This window comes from Mycobacterium sp. EPa45 (assembly GCF_001021385.1).
In the GTDB taxonomy this organism is placed as follows: domain Bacteria; phylum Actinomycetota; class Actinomycetes; order Mycobacteriales; family Mycobacteriaceae; genus Mycobacterium.
Map to the genome: position 1 here is coordinate 3,006,769 of NZ_CP011773.1, position 24,981 is coordinate 3,031,749.

The 24,981-nt window shown below is 63.7% G+C and carries 22 protein-coding genes; 16 read left to right on the forward strand and 6 right to left on the reverse strand.

Annotated features, from left to right (window positions below; genetic code table 11):
* Positions 1-12 precede the first annotated feature (12 nt).
* From AB431_RS14290 to AB431_RS14330, 9 genes are all read left to right on the forward strand, one after another.
* The gene (locus AB431_RS14290; RefSeq protein WP_047330479.1) at positions 13-1,473 is read left to right on the forward strand and encodes an aldehyde dehydrogenase family protein; all 1,461 of its coding nucleotides are present in this window, start codon (positions 13-15) and stop codon (positions 1,471-1,473) included.
* Positions 1,470-3,830 (forward strand): CaiB/BaiF CoA-transferase family protein, encoded by a 2,361-nt coding sequence (locus AB431_RS14295; RefSeq protein WP_047330480.1) that lies wholly within the window; start codon positions 1,470-1,472, stop codon positions 3,828-3,830. The genes AB431_RS14290 and AB431_RS14295 overlap by 4 nt, the downstream gene beginning before the upstream one ends.
* A gap of 213 nt (positions 3,831-4,043) precedes the next feature.
* Positions 4,044-5,270, forward strand: coding sequence for an MCE family protein (locus tag AB431_RS14300; RefSeq protein ID WP_047330481.1), 1,227 nt, complete (start codon positions 4,044-4,046; stop codon positions 5,268-5,270).
* Positions 5,267-6,295 (forward strand): MCE family protein, encoded by a 1,029-nt coding sequence (locus AB431_RS14305; protein WP_047330482.1) that lies wholly within the window; start codon positions 5,267-5,269, stop codon positions 6,293-6,295. The genes AB431_RS14300 and AB431_RS14305 overlap by 4 nt, the downstream gene beginning before the upstream one ends.
* Positions 6,292-7,374, forward strand: coding sequence for an MCE family protein (locus tag AB431_RS14310; protein WP_047330483.1), 1,083 nt, complete (start codon positions 6,292-6,294; stop codon positions 7,372-7,374). Before AB431_RS14305 ends, AB431_RS14310 begins: the two co-directional genes overlap by 4 nt.
* On the forward strand, positions 7,374-8,747 hold the full coding sequence (locus AB431_RS14315; RefSeq protein ID WP_144418260.1) for an MCE family protein: 1,374 nt from the start codon (positions 7,374-7,376) through the stop codon (positions 8,745-8,747). Before AB431_RS14310 ends, AB431_RS14315 begins: the two co-directional genes overlap by 1 nt.
* Complete coding sequence (locus tag AB431_RS14320) at positions 8,744-9,922, forward strand: MCE family protein (RefSeq protein ID WP_047330485.1); 1,179 nt, start codon at positions 8,744-8,746, stop codon at positions 9,920-9,922. The genes AB431_RS14315 and AB431_RS14320 overlap by 4 nt, the downstream gene beginning before the upstream one ends.
* Positions 9,922-11,439, forward strand: a complete 1,518-nt coding sequence (locus tag AB431_RS14325) for an MCE family protein (protein ID WP_047330486.1) — start codon at positions 9,922-9,924, stop codon at positions 11,437-11,439. Before AB431_RS14320 ends, AB431_RS14325 begins: the two co-directional genes overlap by 1 nt.
* 17 nt (positions 11,440-11,456) lie before the next feature.
* Positions 11,457-11,951, forward strand: coding sequence for a hypothetical protein (locus tag AB431_RS14330; protein WP_235435895.1), 495 nt, complete (start codon positions 11,457-11,459; stop codon positions 11,949-11,951).
* 20 nt (positions 11,952-11,971) lie between these two features.
* Here AB431_RS14330 and AB431_RS14335 read toward each other — a convergent pair whose 3' ends face one another.
* The 3 genes from AB431_RS14335 to AB431_RS14345 all read right to left on the reverse strand — a co-directional run bounded on the left by AB431_RS14335 (position 11,972) and on the right by AB431_RS14345 (position 14,365).
* Positions 11,972-12,448, reverse strand: coding sequence for a MaoC family dehydratase (locus AB431_RS14335; RefSeq protein WP_047330487.1), 477 nt, complete (start codon positions 12,446-12,448; stop codon positions 11,972-11,974).
* Positions 12,445-13,638 (reverse strand): amidohydrolase family protein, encoded by a 1,194-nt coding sequence (locus tag AB431_RS14340; RefSeq protein WP_047330488.1) that lies wholly within the window; start codon positions 13,636-13,638, stop codon positions 12,445-12,447. Before AB431_RS14340 ends, AB431_RS14335 begins: the two co-directional genes overlap by 4 nt.
* Before the next feature lie 91 nt (positions 13,639-13,729).
* A complete protein-coding gene (locus tag AB431_RS14345; RefSeq protein ID WP_047330489.1) occupies positions 13,730-14,365 on the reverse strand; it encodes a cysteine hydrolase in 636 nt (211 codons plus the stop codon).
* Between the two features lie 50 nt (positions 14,366-14,415).
* Between AB431_RS14345 and AB431_RS14350 the strand changes: the two genes are divergently transcribed.
* Positions 14,416-14,856, forward strand: a complete 441-nt coding sequence (locus tag AB431_RS14350) for a nuclear transport factor 2 family protein (protein ID WP_047330490.1) — start codon at positions 14,416-14,418, stop codon at positions 14,854-14,856.
* Positions 14,857-14,875: 19 nt separating this feature from the next.
* Here AB431_RS14350 and AB431_RS14355 read toward each other — a convergent pair whose 3' ends face one another.
* Together AB431_RS14355 and AB431_RS14360 are read right to left on the reverse strand one after the other, a co-directional pair.
* On the reverse strand, positions 14,876-15,784 hold the full coding sequence (locus AB431_RS14355; protein WP_047330491.1) for a TIGR03619 family F420-dependent LLM class oxidoreductase: 909 nt from the start codon (positions 15,782-15,784) through the stop codon (positions 14,876-14,878).
* A gap of 14 nt (positions 15,785-15,798) precedes the next feature.
* The gene (locus AB431_RS14360) at positions 15,799-16,902 is read right to left on the reverse strand and encodes an acyl-CoA dehydrogenase family protein (RefSeq protein ID WP_047330492.1); all 1,104 of its coding nucleotides are present in this window, start codon (positions 16,900-16,902) and stop codon (positions 15,799-15,801) included.
* 97 nt (positions 16,903-16,999) lie between these two features.
* Between AB431_RS14360 and AB431_RS14365 the strand changes: the two genes are divergently transcribed.
* Genes AB431_RS14365 through AB431_RS14390 form a run of 6 tightly spaced genes read left to right on the forward strand, consistent with a single transcriptional unit; the run spans position 17,000 to position 23,763 of the window.
* Positions 17,000-18,196 (forward strand): amidohydrolase family protein, encoded by a 1,197-nt coding sequence (locus AB431_RS14365; RefSeq protein ID WP_047330493.1) that lies wholly within the window; start codon positions 17,000-17,002, stop codon positions 18,194-18,196.
* Between the two features lie 5 nt (positions 18,197-18,201).
* Positions 18,202-19,173, forward strand: coding sequence for an acyl-CoA dehydrogenase (locus tag AB431_RS14370; RefSeq protein ID WP_235435896.1), 972 nt, complete (start codon positions 18,202-18,204; stop codon positions 19,171-19,173).
* The gene (locus AB431_RS14375) at positions 19,170-20,369 is read left to right on the forward strand and encodes an acyl-CoA dehydrogenase family protein (protein WP_047330494.1); all 1,200 of its coding nucleotides are present in this window, start codon (positions 19,170-19,172) and stop codon (positions 20,367-20,369) included. Before AB431_RS14370 ends, AB431_RS14375 begins: the two co-directional genes overlap by 4 nt.
* On the forward strand, positions 20,366-21,925 hold the full coding sequence (locus AB431_RS14380) for a class I adenylate-forming enzyme family protein (protein ID WP_047330495.1): 1,560 nt from the start codon (positions 20,366-20,368) through the stop codon (positions 21,923-21,925). The genes AB431_RS14375 and AB431_RS14380 overlap by 4 nt, the downstream gene beginning before the upstream one ends.
* Complete coding sequence (locus AB431_RS14385; protein WP_047330496.1) at positions 21,922-22,800, forward strand: mycofactocin-coupled SDR family oxidoreductase; 879 nt, start codon at positions 21,922-21,924, stop codon at positions 22,798-22,800. Before AB431_RS14380 ends, AB431_RS14385 begins: the two co-directional genes overlap by 4 nt.
* A gap of 6 nt (positions 22,801-22,806) precedes the next feature.
* Entirely contained in the window at positions 22,807-23,763 is a 957-nt protein-coding gene (locus tag AB431_RS14390) for an LLM class flavin-dependent oxidoreductase (protein ID WP_047330497.1), read from the forward strand.
* 3 nt (positions 23,764-23,766) lie between these two features.
* Here the strand turns inward: AB431_RS14390 and AB431_RS14395 are convergent, their stop codons facing one another.
* Complete coding sequence (locus AB431_RS14395) at positions 23,767-24,900, reverse strand: amidohydrolase family protein (RefSeq protein ID WP_047333422.1); 1,134 nt, start codon at positions 24,898-24,900, stop codon at positions 23,767-23,769.
* Between the last annotated feature and the right edge of the window lie 81 nt (positions 24,901-24,981).

The window sequence follows — 24,981 nt, forward strand, 5'->3', positions numbered from 1 at the left end:
GAGGATGGGTTGATGGCAGTTCCGCGTCCGCTGATCGACACGTACGGGCTTTACATCGGTGGGCATTGGGTGGAGCCGGATGCTGGGCGCTATGCCGTCGTGAACCCGGCCACCGAAGCGACGCTTGGCACTGCCCCCGATGCGAGCGTGGCACAGGTCGAGCAGGCCATCGCAGCGGCGCGCTCGGCGTTCGATTCCGGGGTGTGGTCGAAAGCCGGCCCTGCTCAGCGAGCTCGGTGTCTACAGCAGCTGAGCGACGCGCTCCTGGCCCACAGCGATGAGATCTACTCGCTCGCACAGGCGGAATGGGGCTGCACGGAGAACGAACGACTGATCCATGTCGAAGGCCCCGCATTCATGATGGGTCATGCGGCCGAACTGGCGGTGGAGCCGGCCGAGGCACCGATGGATGCATGGGGAGCCGCGGGTACCACGCTGCTGCGCTACGAGCCGCTCGGCGTGGTAGCCGCGATGACGCCGTGGAACTTCCCGCACACGCTCAATGTCATGAAGATGGGCGCCTGCCTTGCGGCAGGAAACACCATGGTGCTCAAGCCGTCACCGCTGACTCCGCTTGCGGGTCTCGCGCTCGCCAGGATCATCGATGAGGAGACGGACATCCCAGCGGGTGTGGTCAATATCGTGACGCCGACCAGTGTCGAAGCCAGCCGCGTTCTGACGCTTGATCCACGCGTGAACATGGTGAGCTTCACCGGCAGCTCCGCTGTCGGCCGGGATGTCATGGCGGGTGCGGCGACGACCATGAAGCGCATCCTGCTGGAGTGCGGTGGTAAGTCGGCGAGCGTATTCCTCGACGATCTCGACGTGACCGACGAGCTTCTCGACCGAGTGCTCTTCGAGGGGTGCACGTTGCACGCGGGTCAGGCCTGCATCCTGAACAGCCGCCTGGTGGTGCCGGACGCGTTGCACGACGACGTCGTCGAGCGGCTGGCCGAGCTGGCAGGCAAGGTGGTGGTGGGCGATCCCCGCGACGCGGGCGTGACGATGGGTCCACTCATCAGCTCTGCGCACCTCGACCGCGTCGAGGGCTTCGTCGACCGTGCGGTAGCCGACGGAGCGCGGGTCGTCGCAGGCGGTGCGCGACTGAAGGACCGGGAATCCGGCTACTTCTTCGAACCAACGATCCTGACCGACGTGTCAGCCGATGCGTTCATCGCTCAGGAGGAGGTCTTCGGTCCGGTGCTCACCGTCCTTCGCTATCGCGGGGACGACGAAGCGATTGCGGTAGCGAACAACTCGCCTTATGGACTTGGCGGAGCGGTCTGGGGCACCGATGTCGACCGCGCGGTAGCGATCGCACGCGGGATGCGCACCGGGCAGGTGTCGATCAACGGCACCATCCCGGGGGACGCGCCGTTCGGCGGTTTCGGACAGAGCGGTATCGGCCGGGAGGGCGGTGTGATGGGACTACGTGAGTACATGGAGCCGAAGGCGATCGGCGTGCCGGCGTGACCGCACCGCTTGCGGGACTGCGCGTCGTCGAACTCGGTAGCGAGATCGCCGCTCCGTACTGTACGAAGCTGCTCGTGGACCTCGGAGCAGACGTCGTCAAGATCGAACCGCCAGCTGGGGATCCGGTGCGGCAGTGGGGGCCGCACGAAGGACTGTACGAGTACTTGAACGCCGGCAAGCGAGGGCTCACTGTTGATCTCGCCACCGACGACGAACTTCTGCGTCAGCTGCTCGCCGAAGCCGACGTGGTGGTCGAGGATTTCGCGCCTGGCTGTGCCGAGCGCTGGGAGTGGGGGCTCGATCGGTCCAGCCTGAAGGAGCTCAACCCCAATCTGGTCGTCGTTCGGATTTCCGACTATGGACAGGATGGGCCGCGATGCACGCGACCGTCGACGCCCCTGACCTTGCAGGCAGCCTCCGGCTGGGTCAATTCCCGTGAACCAGACCGCCCGCCGGTGCAGGCGGGCGGCCGAATCCCGGAATATATCGCTGGCGGGTACGCCGCGCTCGGCGCGCTCACCGCGCTGAGGGTCGCCACGGCATCCGATGGACCGGTGGAAGTCGACGTCTCCGCTTTTGAGTCGCTGCTGGCGACGTTGCCCTATCCGATGCTGATGGCCGAACGACTCAAAAGTCTTGGGCTACCGACGAACTCGCGGGCCGCACCCATGCTGGGTATCGTCCGTGCCCGCGATGGCTGGATCGGAATCAACTGCCTGACGGGTCAGCACTGGCTGGATGTCTGTGCGATGGTGGGCCTGCCCGAATTCGGCGAACATCAGCTCGCCATCATGCTCGGTGGACCCGAGCGCGACGAATTCTTCGCCAAGGCGCAGCCGTGGTTGGACTCGATGAATGTCGCCGACCTCGTCGAGCTCAGCCAGGCGATGCGCATTCCCGCGGCACCGATAAACGACGGGGTTTCGATCCTGGAATCGCCGCAGTACCGCGAGCGTGGCTTCTTTCTCGAAGCGGTCTCCGGGGGCAAATCGTTTCGGCGCCCAGGTGCGCCGTTTCGGCTCTCGAAGACACCGGTGGTCCCGCCGCGTGCTGCGCCGCAGTTGGGTGCCGCGACTGGCGCCCGTTGGAGCCAGCGCACCACCGGATCCGAGCAATCCCGGGCCGAAGACGCCGACAGCCCGTTTGCGGGCTTGAAGGTGTTCGACCTCAGCACTTTCTGGGCAGGTGCCTACCTCACCTGCTACCTGGGGGCTTTCGGGGCCGACGTGATCAAGGTCGAGTCGATTCAACGTCCCGATGGACATCGCTACTCCGGTTCACTGCTACGCAACAGCGACGACTGGTATGAACGCGGACCCCTGTGGCAGGGGACCAATCTCAACAAGCGCGACATCACCCTCGACCTGACTTCTGAAGTCGGTCGGGAACTGGCACTGCGGCTGGCCGCGGAAGCCGACGTCGTCGTCGAGAACTTCTCGCCGCGCGTTGTCGAGCAGTTTGGTCTGGACTACGACTCGCTCGTCAAGATCAATCCTGATGTGGTCATGGTCCGGATGCCGGGATTCGGGTTGCATGGACCCTGGCGGGACTACGTTGGCTGGGCACTGAACTTCGAGCAGATGGCCGGCATGTCCGCGGTCACCGGATATCCGGATGGTCCGCCGTGCAACTTGCAGGGCCCGGCCGACCCGATCGCCGGTGTGCATGCCACCGCAGCACTGCTCGCCGCACTGGAGCACAAGCGGCGGACGGGGGAGGGGCAGCTCATCGAAGTTGCGCAGATCGAGGTGGGCGCCGCCGTAACCGCCGAACCTGTCATCGACTACAGCCTGTCCGGGCATGTGCGCGAGCGTGAGGGCAATCGTCACCGCATTTACGCCCAAGGTGTTTATCGCGCACGCGACGAGGACGAATGGGTGGCCATTACGGTCCGCGACGACGCCGACTGGGCCGCCACCGTCGACGTTATCGGGCGGCCGGAGCTGTCCGAGGACGTAAGGTTCGCATCACCGGAAGCCCGGCAAAGCAATCACGATGCTCTTGATGACGCGCTGTCTGCCTGGACGGCGACACTGCCTGCCGATGATGTCGCGGACATGCTTCTGCACCGCGGCGTCGCCGCGGAACGTCTGATGACTGCCGACCGGATGTACGACGTCGACCAGCTCGCTGCGCGGGGGTTCTACACCGATCTCGAGCACCGGCTGACGGGTCGAATGCGCTTCCCCGGCTGGCCTTTTCGGATCACTCCCGGCCCGACACGACATCACCGATCGCCATCGCCGACACTCGGACAGCACAACGATGAGGTGCTCGGGGCTCTCGGCATCTCTGACAGCCGCCTGTCCGAGCTCCGCGCGGAGCGGGTCATCGGCGACCGGCTCATCGAAGGTTAACAACCAGGCCGGGCAAACTGGTGACCAATCGGCCAATCCGCTTACAGTTTTGGAAATGACCGTTTACGCTAGGGGAGAGCAACAACTCTCGACTGCGAAAGCATCCGATTCGCGAAGTGAAGGATTTCCAGCTATGCGAACTGAACGATCGCGGCGGGGATAGTGGCTCGGAAGCCAGTTCGTCGGGATTTGCACCAGTGGGAGACCTCAGGTGTGCCAGGCCCATTACCGCCGAAGGTCAAACACCCCTCGATTCTGGCCCGGTACCTCAGGCCGCTGGTTGGGCTTTTGACCGTAGTGGTTCTCGTGCTGATAGCTGGATTCGCGATCCTGGCTTTCCGCGGAGAGGTTTTCACCGACACCGTGCCGATCACCGTGGTGGCCGAGCGTGCCGGGCTGGTGATGAATCCAGACGCGAAAGTCAAGATGCGCGACGTCGAAGTCGGCCGTGTCGCATCAATAGAAGAGCGCCCGGACGGGACCGCGGCGATCCATCTCGCGCTCGATAGGAAGCAGGCCAGCGCGATTCCGGCGAATGTAGGTATCGACATCGCCGCGTCGACGGTGTTCGGAGCAAAATTCGTCGACCTCATCCCGCCTGACGTCTCCTCCCCGAAGCCAGTTCAGGCTGGCCAGGTCGTCACTGCCGAACACGTCACGGTCGAGGTGAACACCCTGTTTCAGCAGTTGACCGACGTCATCTCCAGCATCGACCCGGCCAAGCTCAACACCACACTCGGAGCTCTGTCCTCTGGGTTAAATGGCCGGGGCGAAAAGCTTGGTCGCACCATCAGCGACTTCGATTCGGTACTCGGTGACATCGATCCATCGCTGCCCGCGCTGAGCCAGGACATCTCGAATTCGTCAGTTGTCCTGCGCACCTTCGGAGACTCAGCGCCCGATGTGATGAGAATTCTCGCCAACTCCAGCCGGCTCAGCAATACCGTTGTGGATCAGCAGGCGAATCTCGACCGGTTCCTGCTGAGCGCGATCGGAATCGCGGATGCCGGAAACGATGTGGTCGGCGGGAATCGCCAGGCGCTGACCGACACCCTTCACCTATTGGTTCCGACCACCGGCCTGCTGGACCGATATGCCCCGGCGTTGTACTGCCTGTTGTCAGGTCTGGTGCCACTGGTCGACGCCCCTCCGCTTCGGTTACCCGGTGCGGAGGTCAGCACAGGGTTCACCTGGGGCGTCGAGCGCTACCGCTACCCTCAGGACCTGCCGAAGGTGGCGGCCAAGGGCGGCCCTCAATGTACCGGTTTTCCAGTGCAATTCGAAGGTCGCGTGCCGTATGTCGTGGCCGATACCGGAACCAACCCCTACCGGTATGACAACCCCGGCATCATCCTCAACGCAGACGGGATCAAGCGGCTACTCTTCGGCGACTTCGACGGCCCCCCGCGTAACTCCATGCAGATCGGGCAGCCGGGATGAGATCGACCAGGTCCGTGTTCGTCAAGTTCGCCACGTTCGTGGTCGTCATGTCCGTTCTGACCGGGCTGCTGTTCATGGTGTTCGGTGGCTATCGCGGCGGCTCGGCCAACTCCTACTCGGCCGTCTTCGGCGATGCGTCGGGCCTGAAAGCCGGCGACTCAGTCCGAGCCTCGGGTCTGCGGGTCGGTACTGTGAATAGCGTTGCCTTACAGCCTAATAAGAGCGTGATCGTCGAATTCGACGCCGATCGCTCGGTCGTCCTCACCGGGGGTAGCCGGGCGGCTGTTCGCTACCTGAACCTCGTCGGCGACCGCTATCTCGAATTGGCCGACCAGCCCGGGTCTGCCCGAATCCTTCCTCCCGGCAGCCGAATTCCGCTCGATCGCACCGCACCGGCGCTGGATCTGGACGTTTTGGTCAGCGGGCTCAAGCCGGTGATTCAGGGTCTGAATCCTCAGGACGTGAATGCGTTGACCGGTTCACTGATCAGGATCATGCAGGGCCAAGGAGATAACCTCGAGTCGCTTTTCTCCAAGACATCGTCGTTCACCAATGCGTTGGCCGACAACCAAGACCTCATACAGCACCTGATCGAGAATCTGAACCAGGCGATGGCGACGGTCGCCGACGACGGCGACAAGTTCACCAAAGCGATCGATCGTCTCCACCAACTCGTCGGTGAGTTGTCACGGGAGCGAGAGCCGATCGGTACCGCGATTGACGGGCTGAGCAACGGCACCGCCTCGCTTGCCGACCTGTTGAAGCAGGCACGGTCCCCATTGGCGGGCACAATCGATCAGCTGAGTCGACTTGCGCCCAACCTGCAAGCAGGCAACGACAAGCTCGATGCGGCGCTCGCCAAGGCGCCGGAAAACTATCGCAAGCTCGCCCGGATCGGGGCCTATGGCAGCTTCCTCAACTATTACCTGTGCGGCATCCAGGTTCGCGTCAGTGACCTGCAAGGGCGCACTGCCGTCTTTCCGTGGGTCAAACAAGAAACGGGAAGGTGTGCCGAGAAGCCATGATCAAGTATCGGCAGTCTCGCCTGGTCAGAGTCGGCTTCTTCGGGGCGGTATTGATCATCCTGGTCATCGCCGTGGGACTGCAGCCGGAGCGGATCGTCAGCTGGGCCAACACGATTCGGTATCAAGCTGAATTCGTCGAGGCCGGCGGCCTGAGGGCCGGCGACGCAGTGCGGGTTTCGGGGGTGAAAGTCGGTTCGGTGAGCGCAATCTCACTGCGTGGCGGGAGGGCCCTGGTCGACTTCACGGTCAGCAGCGGTGTGCAACTCGGATCGGAGACCACGGCTCACATTCGGACCGGCACTCTGCTGGGTGAGCGGATCATGACGCTGGATTCGGCGGGGGACTCGATCATGAAGCCCTTGTCGGTCATCCCGACCACCAGGACCGCATCGCCGTACTCACTGACCGAAGCTGTCGGCGATCTGACGACCAATACCGCAGGCACCGATCTCGGTGCTCTCAACCAGTCCCTGGACACGCTCACGGCCACCATCAACCAGATCGCCCCGCAGCTGGGCCCCACGTTCGACGGGCTCAGTCGGCTGTCGCAATCCATCAACAGCCGAAACGATTCGGTCGCGCAGCTTCTGCACAACACCGCGTCGGTGACGGGTCTTCTCTCCGAACGCAGCCAGCAGGTCAATGAGATGATTCTGAACTCCAACGACCTGTTGTCGGTGTTGGTCGAACGCCGCCAAGCCATCGTCGCACTGTTGCAGTCGACTTCAGCACTGGCGCAACAGCTCTCAGGGGTCATCCAGGACAACGAGAAGGAGCTTGCGCCGATGCTGGAAAAGCTCAATTCGGTGACCGCGGTCTTGGAGAAGAATCGGGACAATCTCGCCACGGGGCTGCCCGGGCTGACCAAGTATTTGACGACACTGAGTGAGATCGTCGCCAACGGGCCCTTCTACACCGCGTTCGTGCCCAACTTGATCCCGGGGCAGTTCACGCAGCCGTTCCTCGATTACGCATTCGGCTTCCGCCGCGGGACCGATGCCGGGCAACCAGCGGACAATGCCGGGCCACGCGCCGAGCTTCCGTTCCCCTACAACGGGATCCCCCAGGGGCCGCACTGATGACGCGATCGAAACTCTTCTACCCGCTGGTGGCTGTATTGAGCGTGTTGTTGGTCGCCGGCATAGTCGTCATCGTCCACCATGCGTATTACGCGCCCAAGACGATCACGGCGTACTTCACCAAGGCGACCGCCATCTATCCGGGCGACGAGGTCCGGGTCGCGGGAGTTCAGATTGGCTCCATCAAAGCCATCGAGCCGGTGGGCACCCAAGCCAAGATGACCTTGTCGGTGAGCCGGGAGGTCCCCATTCCGGCGAACGCCACCGCGGTCGTCGTAGCCCAGAATCTGATTTCCGCGCGGTACGTCCAACTCGCGCCGGCCTATCTGTCGGCGGGCCCAATAATGGGCAATGGTGCGGTGATTCCGGTCGACCGGACTGCAATCCCTGTCGAATGGGATGAACTCAAAGACCAATTGAATCGACTGACGACCGCTCTCGGACCCGGCACGGACCCGTCGGGAACATCACTCTCGCGGTTCGTCGACAGCGCCGCGAACGCGATGGGAGGAAACGGAGACAGGCTGAGGCAGGCGTTGGCCCAGTTGTCCGGTGTCGGGCGGATCCTCGCCGATGGCAGCGGAAACATCGTCGACATCATCAAAAATCTGTCGACGTTCATCAGCACGCTCCGCGACAGCAACACTCAGATAGTCCAATTTCAAGACCGACTCGCCACCCTCACCAGCGTGCTCGACGGAAGCAAGGCCGACCTCGATGCCGCACTGACCAACGTCTCGGAGGTCGTCGGCGGCGTCCAGCGTTTCATCGCGAACAGCCGCAACCAAACCTCAGAGCAGGTGCAGAGACTGGCGAACGTCACTCAAGTACTCGTCGACCATCAGCGCGACCTCGAGCAGTTGCTGCACGTGGCACCGACAGCTATTGCGAACACGCTCAACTTCTTCGATCCGCGCGACCGGGCGATCGTCGGCACGTTCGCCTTCGCGAACATGGCCAATCCCGTGCAGCTCATCTGTAGCTCGATCGGTGCCGTCGAAAACGCCACCGCCGCGGAGTCGAGCAAGTTGTGCGCCGACTACCTCGGCCCCGCACTGCGATTGCTCAACCTCAACTATCTCCCGTTCCCCATCAACCCTTTCCTCGGTGCGAAACCGCCACCTCAAGACTTCGTCTATTCCGAGCCACGGTTGGCCCCCGGCGGGGCCGGGCCGGCACCCGGGCCGCCGGAGACACCTCCAGCGGTGTCGGCGTACACCGGTCTGCACAACGATCAACCACCGCCACCGGGTTACGGCCCACCGCCGGAGGCGGCTCATCCCAGGGACCTGCCTGGGCTGATGCTGCCCGCGCCCGACTCTGCGCCGTTGCCCGCGGAAGCCCCGCAACCGGGAGGGCCACCACAGCCATGACGATCACCTCGAAACTGAAGCGGTCGGTAGCGGCTAGTTGCTGTGTCCTGCTCAGTGTGGGATGCGGCTTCGACGGGCTGAACTCCGTCGCGCTCCCCGGTGCCGTCGGCCGTGGACCAGACGCAGCCGTCTACCATGTTGAACTAGCCAATATCGGTACATTGGAATCGAATTCGCCAGTCATGGTCGACAACGTGATCGTCGGCAGCGTGGGCCAGATGCTGTTCGACAACTGGCACATCGACGTCGCGGTATCGGTTCGACCGGACGTCGCCATACCCGGGAACGCCGTGGCAACGGTTGGGCAAACGAGCCTGTTGGGCTCGATGCACGTCGCGCTCGATCCACCGCTGGGCCAGGAACCTCAGGGGCGGCTGCAGTCGGGTGCCACGATCCCGTTGTCGCGCACAGCTTCCTACCCGTCGACCGAGCAGACATTGGCCTCGCTGTCCGCACTGGTCAACGGTGGTGGACTCGGCCAGATCGGCGACATCATCCGCAGCATGAACACCGCGCTATCCGGCCGAGAACCCCAGGTGAGAGAACTCATTGAGCGTTTGGGACGGTTCATCGGCGTGTTCGACACCCAGCGCGACGAGATCATCGACTCGCTGAAGTCGCTCAACAAGCTGGCCGAAACGCTTGCCAGCCAACGTGACACGGTGACGGCGGCATTGCGCGACATTCCCCCGGCGTTGGAGGTGCTGGTACAGGAGCGCCCGCACTTGACCGATGCCTTGGAAAAACTCGGCGCGTTCGGTGATCTGGCCACCCGCCTTGTCAACGATGCGGGGACCGATCTGACAACCAATCTCACGAACCTCGAACCGACGATCAAAGCCTTGGCCGACGTCGGGCCGGACCTCGCGCGTGTCGTTGCCTATCTGCCTACTGCTCCGTTCAATCAGAGCATCATCGACCGCGGCATCCGCGGCGACTACATGAATCTGTTCATCATCATTGACTTGACCACCGCACGCCTGAAACGAACATTGTTGGCCGGCACCCATTGGGAGGACCAGGACGCCCAACTCGTTCCGGCCCCCGGCGACCTCGGATACGAGTCGTATTACACCAGAAACCCACTCGGCGCTCCGATCTCGCCACCGCCCCCGACGTACCAGGACTCGCTGAAGCTCGCGCCGCCCCCGCCACCGACCCAGGGTGGCGGCTGATGTTCAGCCGGCTCATTCGAATTCAGCTGGTGATATTCACCATCGCGTCGGTCGTCGGTGCCGCGGTGATGGCGTTCAACTATCTGCAAGTGCCTCTGCTCCTCGGCATCGGCCGGATCAACGTCACGCTGGAGTTGCCGGCCGGCGGTGGGCTCTATCGATTCGCGAATGTCACCTACCGGGGCGTTCAGATCGGCAGGGTGACCGAGGTGCTGGTGACCCCGGTAGGGGCGAAAGCGGAACTGTCGCTGGACAGTTCACCGCAAATACCTGCCGACTTGGTGGCCGAGGTGCACAGCGTGTCGGCCGTTGGTGAGCAGTACGTCGACCTGCTGCCGCGAACCGACTCGGCACCATACCTGCGAGACGGCTCGGTGATCGGCCTTCGTGACAGTAGGATTCCCGCGCCGGTCGGGCCAATACTGGACAAGACGAGCGCGTTACTCGGCAGCATCCCGAAGGACAAACTGAGCGCGCTGCTCGACGAGACATCCAAAGGTTTCGATGACGCCGGTTACGACATCGGCTCGCTGCTCGACTCGGGCTCGACGGTCACCAGCAGCACCCGAGACGTATCAGGCCAACTGAAGGCGCTGATCGACGACAGCGCACCGCTGTTGGACGGTGCGGCGCACTCACGCGACGCGACCCGGGTATGGATACATAGTCTGGCGGGCGTGACAGACCAACTGGTCACCAACGATCCCCAGATCCGAACGCTCCTGCAGAACGGGCCGGGCGCACTTGACGAGGCGACCGCATTGCTCGAGCAACTGAAGCCGACCTTGCCCGTGTTGCTGGCGAACTTGACCAGTCTGGGCAAAGTCGCCGTCACGTACAACGCGTCGTTGGAACAGCTTCTGGTGCTGGTGCCGCCATTCTTCGCGGGGCTGGGGGCCTTGTCACACGTCGCCAACGCGACGGGTTTGCCGCTGGGGGACTTCAGGGTCGGACTGGGTGACCCACCGGCCTGCACGGTCGGATTCCTGCCCCCGTCGCAGTGGCGTTCGCCGGCTGACACAACCACCATCGACACCCCGGATGGGTTGTACTGCAAGCTCCCTCAAGACTCCCCGATCATGGTGCGGGGACTGCGAAACCTGCCGTGCATGGCCCATCCGGGTAAGCGCGCCCCCACCGTTCAGCTGTGCGATAGTGACCAGTCCTTCGAGCCGCTCGCCCTTCGCCAGCATGCCCTGGGTCCGTCTCCGCTGGACCCCAATCTGGTCGCGCAGGGTATTCCTCCGGACACCCGGGTCGATCCCAGCGCTGGGCTCTATGGCCCGCTGGACGGCACTCCGCTGCCGGAGGGACCGCCACCGCCGCCAGGGCCCGTGGTGGCGCCGAGTTCGTACAACGGAAACACAGCGCCGGGGCCGTCGGTGGCGGTAACGGGATACGACCCACGAACGGGACGTTATCTGGGCACGGACGGACTGACGCGCGTTCAGAGTGACCTTCTGCCCGCAACGGCACCGGCCGATTGGCAACATCTCGTTCTGCCTGCCGGGCATTGACATCGAAGGAGTCGGCCGTGTCCATTCGCACTCGCCTAGGTACCGCGATACTGCTGTCGTCCGTCGTGGCGGGGTCGACTGCTGCCCCGCGGGCAGCGGCCGACCCCAATGACTATGCACTCAATGGAAAATTCACCGCGATATCCGACGGCCAATGGGCGAAGACCAACGAACGCTTCCACGACGAGGCGACCGTCACCAGCACCTGGACCATCCGCACATCGTGCAGGACGGCGATCGACTGCTCGGGTCAGGTGTCCAGCGACCAGGGCTGGACCGCCGACGTCACCTACGACGAACCGCTGTGGTACGTCACCCGGAATCTGGCTGATTGGATGACGTGTCCGGACGGGACCAGCGTGGCGGGTCAGCAGATCATCAAGTTTTTCGTCGATCACTACGACAAGCCGAATTTGCGGGGTTGGGACAACACGCTCGGGCCGAGCGGGGCCTGTGGGATCAACAAGGTGCTCAATATCGAGCTGCCGTTCAAGCTGATACCGATTACCTGAGGGCAGTGGCTATTCGATGCTCAGGCATCAACCATCGCGGCAATGGTGTCGACGACACACGCGGGACGGTCGGACCCCTCGACCTCGACCGTGACGCGCACGGTCGCTCGACCGCCCCGATCATTGCGCTCCACCCGGATCAGCTCGGCACCGGCACGGATGCGGGAGTCGACCGGCACCGGAGCCGGGAACCGGAGCTTGTCTGAGCCGTAGTTCACCTGCATCGACAACCCGGTCACCTGGTAGATCTGCTTGACCAGGATCGGCACCAGCGACAGCGTGAGATAACCGTGGGCGATGGTCTTGCCATACGGACCTTTGGCGGCCCTCTCCGGGTCGACGTGGATCCACTGGTGGTCGCCCGTCGCCTCGGCGAACAGATCGATCTCTTTCTGAGTGACTGTGCGCCAGTCGCTGTAGCCGAGATGCTCACCCACGTGCGCCTCGAAGGCGGCGATGCCCTCGTACACCGTCGGGGAGGGGGGCGCCTGTGTCATGCGGAGACCTTGGCGAGCCCCAACTGCTTGATTGCGTTGCCGCCCATGATCTTTGCCTTCGCCGTCTCCGACAGTCCGTCGAGTCGGTCGATGAAGCTCAACGGCTCGCCGATGCCCTCGGGATGTGGGAAGTCCGACCCGAACATCACGTGATCCTCACCCATGATGTCGACGATCTTCTTCACGTCGTCCTCGAGGAACGGGTGGATGTACACGTTGCGCTTGAAGACCTCGACTGGGTGCTCGGGGAACTCGTTCGGCATGGTCTTGTACGCCTTCTCGAGGAGCCGCAGGAGGTTCGGCACCCAGCCGCTGCCGTTCTCGACGACAAGGACCTTGAGATCGGGGAACCGTGACAGGGCGCCGTGGCAGATCAATGCCGCCAGGGTGTCCTCCATTGCGCGGAAGCCCATGACAACTTCACGCAACGTGCTGGTCTTGAAGGACAGGTACTCGCCGCCGCCCTCCCACTCCATGAGGTGCTTCTGATACCCACTGTCGGAGGCGTGGAAGGTGACCGGGATGCCCGCCTTGACCACTTCGGCCCAGAAAGGATCGTATTCGGGAAGTCCCATCGAGCGTGAACCGCCGTACTGACTCGGTACCGGGGCCGGGCGGACCAGGAACGTCTTCATGCCGCGTTCGAGTGCCCAGTGGAACTCCTTGATGGCCTCGTCGACCAACGGCAGGCAGATCACCGGCGTGGCGAAGATGCGATTCTCATAGTTGAACGTCCAGTGCTCGTGCATCCACTCGTTGAGCGCGTGGATGATCGCGTGGGTGAGTACCACGTCGTCGGTCGTGCGCTCCTCGATCAGGCTCGCCAGAGTCGGATACATCACGCACTGGTCGATACCGAGTTCGTCCATCAGCTCCAGACGCGGTGCCGGCGCCTGATACGCCGGGATGACGTCCATCGCTTCGCCGATGAACTCCCGGAAGTTCAAGCCGTTGGGGTTGTTGCCGAGGAAGTAGTCCTCAGCACTCCCCGGGCGAGCGACTCGCTCGAACGTCGGATTCGGGATCATGTGGCTGATGCGGTCCTTGACGACGAGCTTCGGGCGACCGTTGACGTCGACATAACCCACCTTGCCTTGGTGTTCCTTCGGCAGGTACTTGAGAAGTGCTTCCTTCGTCTCGTACATATGATTGTCGATGTCGAAGATCGGGTACGGCAGGCGGCGGGTCATGAGCCGAATTCCTCCTCAGAACAGCGAATATAGGCATTTACGCCTAGTGAAAATGACGTTATCACTAACGCGATCCAACATCCATATGGGGCTAGGATCGCGCGGCGTCCGACCACGCCCCGAGGACCGAGTCAGTCGTCGTGACGGTGGCGAGCAGTGCCAACGTGTTGTCGATGATCGCGTTCGCATACTCGCGCGGGTATCCGCTCACAGCATCCCGCGGTAGTACGAACTGGTAGCCGCGATTGACCGCGTCCATGACGAAGTTGGTGATCGCAATATTCACTGAAACACCGACTCCTACAATGGTTGTCACACCAAGATTGCGCAAAACCGAATCGAGATCAGTGCCCGTCATCGGGCCGACGCCGTGGGTTCGGGTCAGCACGAGATCGCGACTGTCCACCCCGAGTTCGGGGAGCGGTGATCCGCCGGGACTGCCGGGCGAGAGATCTGCGGTGAACGACGAACCCGCCGCGAACAATCGTGCGTTGGTGTTGGAGCCGCGGCCATCCGGACGGCGCTGGATCAGGCAGTGCACGACGTTCACACCTGCTTCGCGCGCGGCCCGCACGAGTTTGGCGATGTTGGGGATCGCCTCCCGCTGGGCTTCTTCGGCCAGCATCGGCAGGCCCGCCTGGGCGCCGATGACTCCGCCCTGGCACTCCTGAGTGACCAAGGCGGTGGTTTCGGGCACGACAAGATCCCCGAGCTTCGGTGCTGGCATGAGAATACACGTTATCGTATGTGCCACCGCGATTTCCAGAGGAGCAGCAAATGCAGCATTCCGAGCTGTTGATCCGCGAGTCAGTGCGGCAGACACTCGCTGATTACACGGCGGCGACCGACGGATTCGACCTTCGCGCCCTGGCTGACTGCTTTGCGCCAGACGGTGTTCTGGAATTCACCGGGGCCGAGCAGCCACTGGTGGGGCCGGCGGAGATCGAGAGCGGGTTGAAGGCAGCGATGAGCGGCCCGCGCGACCCCGGGCGACGGATGGCTACCCATGTGCGCCATCACGTTTCCAGCGTGCGATTCATGGCGATCGGCGGCGGGCGGGTGGAGGTGAGTAGCTACTTCGCCGTGCACACCGATATCGGCCTCGACCACTGGGGACGCTATCGCGATGTGATGGTTGCGCAGGGGGAGCGATGGCTGTTCGCGCATCGGAAAATCACAGTCGACGGCTTCTCGCCCGGCAGTCTGATGGCGGATTGAGCGAGTTCTTGCGACGCGGTCAGGCGTTCGACGGCTGGATGAACTCCTTGGCGAAGTCCTGCGCCCGTTGGATGTACTCGCTCCGGTCCGCGCCGGCTGGGGCGATCGGCAACCACGTCACGCCCATGGCCGCCAGCCGCTCGATCGTTGCCTGGCGTTCGTCGACCGATGTGCGTTCATCCAAGACATTGCCCGCGGAGAAGCAGATATCGAGTGGCGCCGTCCGCCCGATCTCATCGGCGTACCCCTTTGCCCAGCCGATGGCGGCTTCGAGTTCGTCCAGCGTCGAGATCTCGGCGGTTCGCGACGCGGTGGCGTAACCGAATGTATTGAACGGCGCCCACCCCTGCCCGCGGGAAACCGCGCGCCGGACTGCGGGTTTGCTATTGCCGCCGACCCACACCGGTGGCGGGGCAATGACGGGGCGCAGTCGTACACCGCGAGACGCGAACGAGGAACCCTCGTAGGCGACGTCGTCTCCGCTGAAAACTTTCGCCAGTACGTCCAGGGCCTCATCGAGAAGGGCTCCGCGGTTGTCGAAGCCCACTCCGAGAGCCCGGAATTCCGGCTTGAGGTACCCGGCGGCCGTGCCGATGATCACTCGACCGCCCGACAGGAGCTGGAGGCTGTGGATGGATTTCGCGCCGAGGAAGGGGTTGCGGTACGCGGCGATGTAGACGTTGGTGAGCAACTTTATCTCGCGGGTGGCCCCCGCCGCGAAGGACAGCGCGACGAACGGATCCAGGGCGTGGTGGCCGCCGTGGTCGAGCCACTTCGCGTCCGGCGCCGGGTGGTCGGTGACGTGCACCGCACCGAAGCCGTTGGATTCGGCTGCCGCGGAGATATCCGCAATGGCCTGCGCATTGACGAATTCGGCCTGACGATCCACGTGCTGGGTGGGTAATTCGAGCGAGAAAGAGATGGGCACAGCGGTCCTTTCGGCTAGCGAGATGAAGCGACGAGTCTGGCGAGACGCTCGGCGTGGTAGTCGGGTCCGCCGAAGGTGAGTTCGCTGGACTTGGCACGTCGGACGTAGAGGTGAGCGTCGTGCTCCCAGGTGAATCCGGTTCCCCCGTGAATCCGCATGTTGTCCAGTGCGACGTTCAGGAACGTTTCCGAGGCGGCCAGCTTGGCGACCGAAGCGGCGATTGCCAGTTCGTCGGCGTCGGTCGCTCCGGCGGCGTGGACCACTGCCGAGCGGGCTCCTTCCACCATCACCAGCATGTCTGCGCAGCGGTGCTTGATGGCTTGGAAGCTGCCGATCGGTCGTCCGAATTGGATGCGGCCCTTCGCATAGTCGACCGCCATGTCCAGGCAGCGCGCAGCCGCGCCGACCTGCTCGGCAGCAAGCAACACCGTGGCGATGTCCGACGTGCGGGCCAAGCCCCTCTCGGCGCCGCCGTCTTCCCCGATGAGCCGGGCTTCGACGGCATTGAAGGTCAGCCGCGCAGTCTTGCGCGTCTGGTCCAGGGTCTTCAGCGGCTCAGCCGTCAGACCGGCAGCCTCCCGCGCCACTGTGAACAGGGAAACCCCCGCCTCGGTTTGCGCGGCGACCAGAACCAAATCCGCCGTATGGCCATCGAGCACGAGCGGCGCCTCGCCGCAAATCCGGTACGTACCGTCACGTGCACCCTCTGCCCTCAACTGCAGATCGGTCGCGTCCCAGGGGCCGAGCCGTCCATTCAGGATCAGCGTCGCGCGTGTGGTGCCATCGGCGAGTCCCGGCAGGAATTCGGCCGATGCCGCACAGTCACCGCTGTTGACGATAGCGGTCGCTGCCAATGCGACGGTTGAATAGAACGGCGCGCACAGCAACGCGCGACCCATCTCCTCGAACACCACCGCCAACTCGACGGTGCTGGCCCCTGCGCCGCCCCACGCGTCAGGGATCGCGATTCCGTGCAAGCCGAGCTGTTCGGCCATCTGCGTCCACACCGCGCTGTCGAATCCAGCTTCGGTGGCCATGAGGCGGCGGACGGCATCGCTCGGCGACTTGGCGTCCAAGAAGTCTCGGCCGGCTTCGCGGAGCTCTTCCAACTCGCTCATGTGCTCCTAGCGTCGACCCGGGATAGGCATTGCCGATTCAGGATAGTATCTTTTCTGGAAACAGAGAATATTCATTCTCGCCGGAAGGAGCTACGCGGTGACGGCGAAACTCGACTACGGAATTTTCGACTGCGATACCCACTGCTACGAGACGCGAGATGCGTTCACCCGCTATCTCCCACAAGAATTTCACGACCGAGCCATCACGCCCGTCCGTTCGGCGGACGGGAAGGAGGTGATCCTCGCCGGGCACCGCATCGCTACGTTCAACAGCGAAGCGGGTCTCGGGTTCGACTTGGCGTACCGGCCGGGTTCACTCAAAGAGATGCTCAAGCAGATGGGTTCGGGCAACCCTGACGAGACCTACGAGCCTCAGCCGATGCAGCCGGAGTGGCTCGAGCGGGACGCTCGTCTGGCGGTGATGGCCGAGCAGAACGTCGAGCGTGCGGTCATCTTCCCCGCGGGGATGGCGCTGGCCGCCGAGCACTACGTCGACGACACCGAGGCTCTTTATGCGAATCTGCGGTCGTTCAACCGGTGGTTCGACGAGACGTGGGGTTTCAACTACCGAGACACGATCTACGCAACGGCGCTGCTTTCCTTGCGCGATCTGGAGTCGTCCATTGCCGAAACCGAAGCCATCATCGCCCAGGGGGCGAAGCTGGTCCTGCTGCCCACCGGCCCGGCTCATGGGCGCTCACCCGGCGACCCCTACTTCGACCCGATCTACGCCCGACTGCAGGAGGCGGGCTGCACCCTGGTCTTCCACATCCAGCCGTTCTGGTACTTCGACGCGATCTCGCCGGCATGGGGTCACAATCCCGACCCCGCGGCGTGGCACATGTCGGCGTGGCAGTGGATGAACATCTACGGTCAGCGCCCTATCGAAGACACCCTGTCGGCGCTGGTCTTCGACAACCTGTTCGGCAGGTTCCCCGGTCTCAATGTTCTGGTCGCCGAGCATGGCGCCGAATGGGTTCCGCAGTTCGTCATCCATATGGACAAGAGCCGGGGCATGGGCCGTAACGGTCCGTGGATAGGCGGCAAGCTGACTGAGCGGCCGTCGGAGATCTTCCGGCAACACGTCGGCGTCGTCCCCTACCCGGAGGATGACATCCCGACCATCGTCGATCGGCTCGGCTACGACGAGTGCCTGCTGATGGGTTCGGATTACCCGCACGCGGAGGGACTCGCCGAGCCTGCCGATTTCGTCAAACTCCTGGACCCACTGGACGACGCCGCCAAGAAGCGCATCATGCGCGACAATGCCGACGCGCTGCTCGCCAGGGGTTAGTCGGCGTGGTGGCGAGCGACGCGCACGTTGATCTGGGGTTCCTGCGCGAGTCCGCGCGCCAGTTCCTCGCCGGCCGGGGAGAAAAGGACTCCCTTGACGACCTGGCGGCGATGGACTGGACAGGTCTGCTCGTCGCCGAGGCGGAAGGCGGTGCGGGGTGGCTGCCGGTCGAGGCGGCCGTGGTCGCAGAGGAACTCGGACGGGCGGGAGATCGGTCGGCATGGTTGGGTACCACGATCGCCGCCGCCGCGCTGTCCTCTGCGCCGCCGGAGATCCGCGCCCGATGGCTGGCACCGTTGATCGACGGAGCCAACACTGCCGGAGTGGCGATCGCCGGCGACGCGGTTCGCGTTGCCGGCGGTGATGCGCTTGACATCATCGTCACATTGGGAGAAAACGGGATTCACCTGTTCCAGCTGGGCGAAGCCACCCCGCGGATTCGTGACGACGAGCTGTTGGACATCAGCCGTGTTGGCTGGCGCGTCGAGCTCGGCGGATCTGACGGGATCCACATCGGCGACGCCGAACAGTCGGACAAGCTGCTGGCGACGGCCAAGGTGCTGCTGAGTGCGGATTCGGTAGGCGCCCTGTCGGCCACTTTCGAGCGGTTGGTCACCTACCTGAAGGATCGCATCGCCTTCGGGGCGCCCATCGCCAGTTTCCAGGCGGTGCAGCATCGCCTCGTGGATCTGCTTGTCCTCGAGGCGAAGTCGCGCGCAATCATCCTGAAGGCAGCCCGCGCCTTGGCATCGGGCGAGGCCAGCGAGAATTCGATCGTGTTGTCCACGGTCGCGCATGCCTTCGTGGCCTCAAAGGCTACGGCTGCCGTCGACGAGTGTATGCAGCTCTCCGGTGGCATCGGCTTCACGTGGGAATACCCCTTGCACCACGAGCTGCGGCGAGTCTTCACCAACGGCTATCTGCTCGGCACAGCCCGATCGAGTCGCACCGCTCTCGCCGCGAGGACAGGCCGGTGAGCACAGGAGCGAACCGGCCCGACGACGCCGCGCTTGCCGACTTCAGGGAACGCGTGCGAGCGCACATCCTGTCCTGCGCACCACCTTTCGCGGCCCGAGAGGGGCGTCGGGCACCCGAGAATGCCGAGCAGGAAGCAGAGTTGCGCCGGTGGTTCGCGACCTTGTTCGAGGCGGGATTCGTCGGTGGAGACTGGCCCGTCGAATATGGCGGCAGGGCTGACCATCATCCGCTCCACGACCGCATCGTCAGTGAGGAACTTCTGCGCGCCCGTGCGCCGCGTCCGGTAGACCAAGTCAACTTGGCGGCCCACGTGCTGCTTCACTTCGGTTCGGACGAGCAGAAAGCCGCGCTGCTGCCGCCGATCAGGCGGAGCGAGCATGTGTGGTGTCAGTTGCTCAGCGAGCCCAATGCCGGCAGTGACATCGCCGCAGTGCGCTGTCGCGGCACCCGCAACGACGACGGCAGTTGGGTACTTGCGGGCCAGAAGACATGGATCACCGACGGGCACTGGGCCGACATGGGTCTTGCACTCATCCGCACCGATCCCTCGTCCACCCGGCACCACGGTTTGTCGGCGTTCGTCGTGCCGCTGTCTGCGCCCGGGGTCGAGGTGCGCCCGATTCGCACAATCAACGAGGCGATCGAGGTCAACGAGGTCTTCCTCGACGACGTGACCATTCCGGCAGACGGTCTTATCGGCGAGCCCGGCCAAGGATGGGCGATCATCATGGCGGGCCTGGACTTCGAACGATTCGGCATCGGCGGCAACGTCATCCTGCTCGAGCTGCTGATCGACGATCTCGTCACGGTCTCCCGCCATGCCACCCTTGGAGGCAAGCCGGTGTCCGAGCATGAGGATATCCAGCAAACGATCGCGGAGCTGGCCGTCGAGGTCGAGGTGGCGAAAGCGTTCATCGATGACCACGTTGAGCGCATGATTGCCGGTGCCGACGACGTTGGTGACGGCTCGATCGCGAAGCTCAGTTTCGCTGAGACCTATCACCGGGTTTCGGCATATGGCACTGAGCTGGCTGCGATGGTATGTACCGTGGACGCGGATGACATTGTGACACAGGCGAAACAACGACTTAGGGAGTGCTGGCTCTGGTCGCGCGCCTACACGGTGTCGGGGGGCAGTTCGGAGATGATGCGCAACATCCTCGCCAAGCGCCGGTTGTTGCTACCGAGCCGATGAACAGCACGTACTGGAATCTCGTCGACAGCGCCGCGGGCGAACATCCCGACCGGGTCGTCCTTGCCGATGATTACGGTCGGTCTCTGACGTCAGCCCAGTTGCGCGAGGCTGCGCTGACGGCCGCCGCCGGTTTCGCCGAGCGGGGCATCGCCGAAGGAACGGTTGTATCGTGGCAGCTTCCCACGACCCTCGAGACGATGGTCGTCATGGTGGCACTTTCCCGGCTGGGAGCGGTGCAAAATCCGCTGCTGCCGATCTGGCGGGAGAGTGAAGTCCGGTTTGTCACAGCACAACTCGGAACAGAGTTCTTCGTGGTGCCGGGTGTTTGGCGCGGATTCGATCACACGCACCTGGCGCGAACTCTTGCCGATGAGCGGCCGATGGAGGTCGTCGTCGTCGATCACGACACGCCGGTCCTCCACGGCTTACGACTTCCCGCCGGTGATGCGTCCGCACTGACCGATCCTCCGCAGTCCGGTGAGCTGGCTCGGTGGATTTACTATTCATCCGGAACGACCGCGGCGCCGAAGGGGGTCATCCACTGCGACCGGTCGGTGATCGCCGGCTGCACCGGCGTGATCGAGATGGTCGGTGCCTCCAACGAGGACGTCAACCCCATCCCATTCCCGGTATCGCACGTCGGTGGCGCGGCCATGCTCGCAGCCGCCCTGATCACCGGTATGCGGTTGGTGCTGTTCGACTCCTTCGATCCGACGACGACACCCAAAGCGATTGCCGCACATCGCCCAACTCTCCTCGGCAGTGCGACGCCGTTCTTCGTCGCGTTCATGGCCGCACAACGGGAGCACGGCGAGCAACCCCTCTTCCCGGCTCTTCGGGGGTGCGTCGGCGGTGGGGCGCCGATCACCAAGGAACTGGGCCGCCAAGTGCGGCAGACTCTCGGGGTACCGGGCATCGCCAATGCGTGGGGACTCACGGAGTTTCCGGTCGCGGCATCACAGAAGCCCGATGCCGCACCCGAACTTCTCGATCGGACTGTGGGACGCGTTGTGTCGGGAGTTTCGGTGCGGGTGGTCGACGACATGGAGCACGAGGCCGCGGTCGGCGAGCAGGGGGAGCTGCGGCTCAAGGGGCCGCAGTGTTTCCTGGGTTACGTCGACCAGTCTTTGAATGCCGATGCGTTCGATTCAGATGGCTGGTTCCGCACCGGTGATCTGGGTTGTATAGACGCCGACGGGCATATCACCGTGACCGGTCGCATCAAGGATGCGATCATCCGCAACGCGGAGAATATTTCGGCACTGGAAGTCGAACAGGTGCTGGCGTGCCATCCGTGCGTGGCCGACGTGGCGGTGATCGGAGTGCCCGACGAGCGCACCGGAGAACGGGTCTGTGCGGTGGTGGTTCCCACCGGTGACGCAGACCTGAGTTTGGCTGCGCTTTTCGAGCACTGCCGGCGCAGTGGGCTGAGCAACCACAAGGCGCCAGAACGGCTCGAACTCGTCGAAGCGTTGCCGCGCAATCTGACCGGCAAGGTGCTCAAGGCCGAGCTTCGACACACATTCGGAAGTCGGAACAGCGGAGGAGGATCATGACCGGACGCCTCGAGGGCAAGATTGCATTCGTCACCGGTGCGGGACGCGGTCAGGGCCGTGCCCACGCGCTGGCGATGGCACGAGAGGGCGCGGACATCATCGCGGTGGACATCTGTGCTGACATTGCCTCGAACCCATATCCGCTGTCGACGCCGGACGACCTCAGCGAAACCGAGCGCTCCATCAAGGAACTCGGTCGCCGCGTCGTCGCGCGCATTGCCGATGTCCGTGAGCGGGCCGCTCTCCGTGAGGTTTTGGAGTCCGCGCTCGTCGATTTCGGCCATCTGGATATCGTTGTCGCGAATGCCGGCATCTTGCCGATGGCCATGGGCTCACCAGATCCCATGCACTTCGTCGACGCCACCGACGTCGACTTGGTGGGTGTGATGAACACGGTCGCGGTCTCGGTGCCACGGCTATCCGACGGTGCTTCGGTCATCATCACGGGGTCGACCGCCGGCATGATGCCGGGCAACGCCGACAGTCCGGAGATGGGGCCGGGTGGTGCCGGATATGCTTGGAGTAAGCGAACTTTGATGGAGTACGGCGAGCAGATGGCGATACACCTCGCGCCGCGGCTCATCCGAGTCAACGTCATGCACCCGACGAACTGCAACACGCACCTGATTCACAACGACGGGATCTACAGCGTGTTTCGTCCGGACATGGTTGCCGAAGGAAAGAAGCCGACGCGCGACGACGTCGAACCGGCGTTCACCTACTTTCAGGCCATGCCGATCCCGTACATCGAACCGGAGGATATGGCGAATCTCGCGGTGTTCCTTGCCAGTGACGAGAGTCGTTACATCACCGGTCAGCAGATTCGGGTCGATGCCGGCTCGTTCCTCAAGTTCCCGAACGGGCCGGGCAGCTAACCGGCAATGTTCACCGTTCGCTTCGACATGCGCTCACAGTCGGAGGGCGTCGGCACCTCGGAGCTGTACGCCGCCGCGTGCGAGATGTCAGCGTGGGCCGAGACCCGCGGTTGCGTGGCTGCGGTGCTGTGTGAACATCATTGTGCCGACGATGGTTATCTGCCCTCGCCGCTGCTGCTTGCGTCGGCGATCGCGGCCTGCACGAATACTCTGCTGTTGAACCTGACCATCATCCTGCCGTTCTACGATCCGGCGCGGCTGGCCGAGGACATCGCCGTGCTCGACCACATCAGCGCCGGGCGAGCGACCTATATCTTCGGAATCGGTTACCGCCAGGAGGAATACGATCACTTCGGGCTGTCGCTGACCGAGCGCGGCCGGCTCGCTGACAAGAAGCTCGGCGTGCTGCGCCGTCTGCTGAACGGTGAGGTCGTAGAACACGACGGCCGACGAATGATCACCACACCGCAACCTCGCACACCGGGCGGGCCGATGCTGATGTGGGGCGGCGCCAGCCTGGCCGCCGCCCGGCGGGCCGGGCGAAACGGACTCGGGCTGCTCGCGAATGGTGTCGTACCTGGCATGCTCGATGCGTACGAGAAGGCCAGCCGTGACAACGGATTCGAACCAGGCTTTGTCATGCTTCCCGAACGCGACACGATCACGAACTGCTTCGTCGCCGACGACGTCGACCAGGCGTGGGACGAGATCGGACTTTACCTGCTCCACGACGCACTGTCCTATTCGGAGTGGAACCCCGACAATAAGGTGTCGGCGAACATCACGACCGCCAAGACCGTCGACGAGCTGCGGGCGACGTCACGCACCCATGTCATCCTGTCGACCGACGAGGCGAAGCGCAGAGTGGCCGACGGCGAGGTCTTCAATGTGTCCCCGCTGTGCGGCGGAATCCCGCCCGACATCGCCTGGCCCTACTTGGAGCGCCTCGCCGCACTCGGATAGTGGTCAGACTCCCAGCAGATCCTTGAGATTGCGACCCATGACCCGGGCCGCGGTGTCCTGCGGCAGGTTCGCCAACTCGGAGATGAAGTCCTTGGGCTCGGCGAGACCCTCTGGGTGCGGGAAATCCGATCCGAACATCACGCGATCCGCGCCGAGGAGCTCCACGAGCTGGGACATGTCCTCTTCATGGAACGGGTTGATCCAGACGTGCCTGCGGAAGACGTCGGCCGGATGCTCGCTGAAGTCGTACGGCCGCTTGCGGTACACGCGGTCGAAGACGTCGATCAGGCGATGCGCCCAGGAACCACCGTTCTCAACCACGCCGATGCGCACACCGGGGAACCGTTCGAAGACGCCGTGCGCAATGAACGCGGCGAGGGTGTCGAAGATGTTGCGGCTCTCCTCGTAAATGAATCCGCGCAACTTGCTCAGCGCGAACCCATTGAACTCGGCGGCGTCTTCCCAGTCGTCGATGTAGCGCTCGTAGCCGGAGTCCGAATTGTGCATCTGGACGGATATGCCGGCGGATTCGACAAGCCGCCAGAAGTCGTCGAACTCGGGCAGCGCCGCGGACCGGGATGTGCCGTCTTCCCGTGGCACCGGTGCGGGCCGGATCAGAACCGTTTTGGCACCGTTCTCCAGGCACCACTCCAATTCCTGGACGCCGAGTGCGGGATCGTTCAGAGATATGGCCGGAACGGCGAAGATCCGGTCCTGGTAGTTGAACGTCCAGTCTTCGAGCAGCCATCGGTTGAACGCATGGGTGACGGCATGGGTGAGTTCGGTATCGGACTTCGTCCGCTCCTCGAGCATGCCGGCCGTGGTTGGGAACATGACGGTGCCGTCCACCCCTTGGCGATCCATCAGCGCCAGGCGCAGGTCGGGACGCCGGAACTCGTCGGGGCAACGGATAGGCTGGGCGAGCTCGCGCAGCGTCTTGCCCTCGGGGTTGATCCCCCGGAAGTAGTCGGCCCACGCGCCCGGTGTCGGAATGACCTCGTAGGTTGGATTCGGGATGGTCTCGGTGATCGTCCCGAGAATCTGTAACTTCTTGCGACCCTTCACATCGACGAACTTCAACGCCTCGGAGTATTTCTCCGGCAGGTACCGCGTGTATGAGTCAATGGTCTCGTACATGTGGTTGTCTGCGTCCCACACCTCGAACTGTCCGTTGTCCACGGTCGACTCCTCACCTGTCCGTACACGCCCAGTGCGGTA

Excerpts from the sequence above, each read along its gene's own strand:
- AB431_RS14340 (WP_047330488.1), bottom strand. The coding sequence starts at position 13,638 with ATGACCCGCCGCCTGCCGTACCCGATCTTCGACATCGACAATCATATG.
- AB431_RS14335 (WP_047330487.1), bottom strand. The coding sequence starts at position 12,448 with ATGACACAGGCGCCCCCCTCCCCGACGGTGTACGAGGGCATCGCCGCC.
- AB431_RS14390 (WP_047330497.1), top strand. The coding sequence starts at position 22,807 with ATGTTCACCGTTCGCTTCGACATGCGCTCACAGTCGGAGGGCGTCGGC.
- AB431_RS14380 (WP_047330495.1), top strand. The coding sequence starts at position 20,366 with ATGAACAGCACGTACTGGAATCTCGTCGACAGCGCCGCGGGCGAACAT.
- AB431_RS14310 (WP_047330483.1), top strand. The coding sequence starts at position 6,292 with ATGATCAAGTATCGGCAGTCTCGCCTGGTCAGAGTCGGCTTCTTCGGG.
- AB431_RS14320 (WP_047330485.1), top strand. The coding sequence starts at position 8,744 with ATGACGATCACCTCGAAACTGAAGCGGTCGGTAGCGGCTAGTTGCTGT.
- AB431_RS14395 (WP_047333422.1), bottom strand. The coding sequence starts at position 24,900 with ATGTACGAGACCATTGACTCATACACGCGGTACCTGCCGGAGAAATAC.
- AB431_RS14345 (WP_047330489.1), bottom strand. The coding sequence starts at position 14,365 with ATGCCAGCACCGAAGCTCGGGGATCTTGTCGTGCCCGAAACCACCGCC.
- AB431_RS14305 (WP_047330482.1), top strand. The coding sequence starts at position 5,267 with ATGAGATCGACCAGGTCCGTGTTCGTCAAGTTCGCCACGTTCGTGGTC.
- AB431_RS14325 (WP_047330486.1), top strand. The coding sequence starts at position 9,922 with ATGTTCAGCCGGCTCATTCGAATTCAGCTGGTGATATTCACCATCGCG.
- AB431_RS14360 (WP_047330492.1), bottom strand. The coding sequence starts at position 16,902 with ATGAGCGAGTTGGAAGAGCTCCGCGAAGCCGGCCGAGACTTCTTGGAC.
- AB431_RS14315 (WP_144418260.1), top strand. The coding sequence starts at position 7,374 with ATGACGCGATCGAAACTCTTCTACCCGCTGGTGGCTGTATTGAGCGTG.
- AB431_RS14385 (WP_047330496.1), top strand. The coding sequence starts at position 21,922 with ATGACCGGACGCCTCGAGGGCAAGATTGCATTCGTCACCGGTGCGGGA.
- AB431_RS14290 (WP_047330479.1), top strand. The coding sequence starts at position 13 with ATGGCAGTTCCGCGTCCGCTGATCGACACGTACGGGCTTTACATCGGT.
- AB431_RS14350 (WP_047330490.1), top strand. The coding sequence starts at position 14,416 with ATGCAGCATTCCGAGCTGTTGATCCGCGAGTCAGTGCGGCAGACACTC.